The following is a 2,054-nucleotide window of genomic DNA, read 5'->3' as shown; positions in this document are numbered from 1 at the left end:
GTCGGATGTGTTCGACGCCTTTGACCACGGCGTCGGCGAACTCGGCGGAGGTGTGGCCGTCGCGCATTCCGGCGGCGACGGTCGGGAAGCGGTGCAGGGCACGACCGAGTCGCCCCATGCGCTGGGCCACCACCGGGGCGACGCCGATCACGAGCAGCAGATCCGGACCGGTCTTCAGTTTTCGTCGCAGCGGAATGCGTTGACGTTCGGCCAGACCGATGAGGAACGCCAGGAGGTAGTCGAGAACATTGCGGAGGCGGACGACGGCGACGATCAGGTTCAGCACGACGGTGTCGTCCACGCCGGGTCGGGTGTTCTCCAGGCGGTCGAGGAGTGAGTCGTCGCCGGCGGCGCCGGGTGAGAGTTCGTCGACGAGTTGGTCGGTGAGTGCGGTCAGGTGGTGTGCGTCCATGTGGGTCTCACTGGGGTGTGTGCACGCGGGTGCGATTCGTTTCAGGGAATCGGCTCGGCCGACACATGCGCTGGGGGTGGGCGCGTTTGTCGGTCGGGTCGGGTTGGATGTGGTGGTCCGCCGAGGGGGTTCAGTTGTGGTTACCTTCTAATGTACGCGCCATATCGGATGGGCACAAGTGTTCGATAGAAGTTTTTTCGAACAATTTTTCGGCGTCCTGTTTGGGCAGGTCGGTGCGGTTTGTTGGTCTCGATACACCGATCTCCGCTAGCGCTCCGATCGGCACTCGACCACCGAAGAAGGGGCGCACGACCACCGGCGCGCGACCGTCAACTGAGGGGACGCGACCACCGAGAAAGGGGTACTCGACCAGCAACAGGGGTGCTCCTTGTTGGTCGTCGAGTGCCGCCGAGCTTGCGAGGCGGAGTATCGAGACGGCGACGCGCACGGTTCTCGAGACACCGATCCCTTCGACGCAGCTCAGGACTGGCGCCCGCTAACGCTCCGATCGTCACTCGATCATCGTGTGGAGTCCTTGGCCAGCAAGAATGAAGCACCCGGCCGGCGGGTGTCAGGGCTGGGGTCGGGAGAGGGAGTGCTCGGCGGAGCGGCGGACCATTTCGCGCAGGACGGTGAGGTCGACGTCGGAGAGTTTGTTGAGGTAGAGGCAGGCTTTGCTGAGCTTGTGCTTGCCCAGTCGCCGGCTGAGCTCGTCGAAGCCGTCGTAGTCGAACGCCAGATAGAGCGTCAGGTTCTGTTTGCGCGGCGAGAAGCCGACGACGGGCATGTCGCCCTCGCGGCCGCTGGCGTATCTGTAGTGGACCGAGCCGAAGCCGACGATCGCATCGCCCCACATGCGCGGCTCGTCGCCGGTCACCTCCTGCATCAGCTGCAACACGGCGAATCCGTCGGCTCGCCGCTGCTCGTTCTCCACGCTGCCGAGGAAGGCTCCCACGTCGCCGTCGTTCTGCCGGGTCTTGTTCTCGCTCGCCATGCTCACTCGGCGCCAGGAGTGAGTCGGGCCTGGGTGAGCTCGTCGAAGGCGTCGGCGAGGTGGCGGACGAGCTCGGCGGGGTCCTCGACGGCGGCGGGGTCGGCATTGATGCCGATGAAGGCGTCCTCGTCGTAGGACATGAAGGAGATGTTCAGCGCGGCACCGGATTTCGGGGCGAACGGGATGATCGCGCGGACCCGGGCGCCGCACAGGTAGACCGGAACAGGCGGTCCGGGCACATTCGTCGCGGCGACGTCGACGCCCTTCATCAGCGCGCCGGCGATCCGGCTGGTCACCGGATCGGGAAGCAGTGCGAGGGCCTTGTAGACGCCGTCGGCGAACTTCAGCGCGGGATCCTTCCGGGCGGTGTGCACCAGACCGTCGAGCTGATAGAGCCGATGCTCGAGGGGGATCTCCTGGGTCGGCACCACGAAGCGGGCCGGTACCCAGTGGTTGCCGGTCGCCGCGTCCTCCGGGGTGCGGATGGAGATCGGCATGTTCACCCGCATGGACGGCAGGTCGTAGCCGTTCGCCCGGTGATAGCGTCCGACCGCCTCGGCGACGGCGCCCAGGAAGACCACGTTCACCGTGGTCTGCGCCTCCCGGGCAGTCCGCTTGACGTCGGCCAGCGGCACCTTGAGCAGGCTG

Annotated in this window: 2 protein-coding genes and 1 pseudogene; all 3 read right to left on the bottom strand. The window is 66.3% G+C overall.

Going from position 1 to position 2,054, the window contains the following annotated elements; genetic code table 11:
* Positions 1 to 412 (bottom strand): annotated as a pseudogene (locus tag GX543_RS07515) (HNH endonuclease); the annotation flags it as partial.
* Positions 413 to 983: 571 nt separating this feature from the next.
* Positions 984 to 1,406: a DUF1801 domain-containing protein gene (locus GX543_RS07510; RefSeq protein WP_290851010.1), complete on the bottom strand. Its 423-nt coding sequence runs from the start codon at positions 1,404 to 1,406 to the stop codon at positions 984 to 986.
* A 2-nt stretch (positions 1,407 to 1,408) separates the two neighbouring features.
* Positions 1,409 to 2,054: WS/DGAT domain-containing protein (locus GX543_RS07505; protein WP_290851009.1), on the bottom strand; the 646-nt coding region annotated here is incomplete at its 5' end.

Origin of the sequence: Gordonia sp. (in: high G+C Gram-positive bacteria) (genome assembly GCF_012515855.1) — a bacterium.
GTDB lineage: Bacteria > Actinomycetota > Actinomycetes > Mycobacteriales > Mycobacteriaceae > Gordonia.
This window is presented reverse-complemented; position numbering and strand designations above follow the sequence as displayed.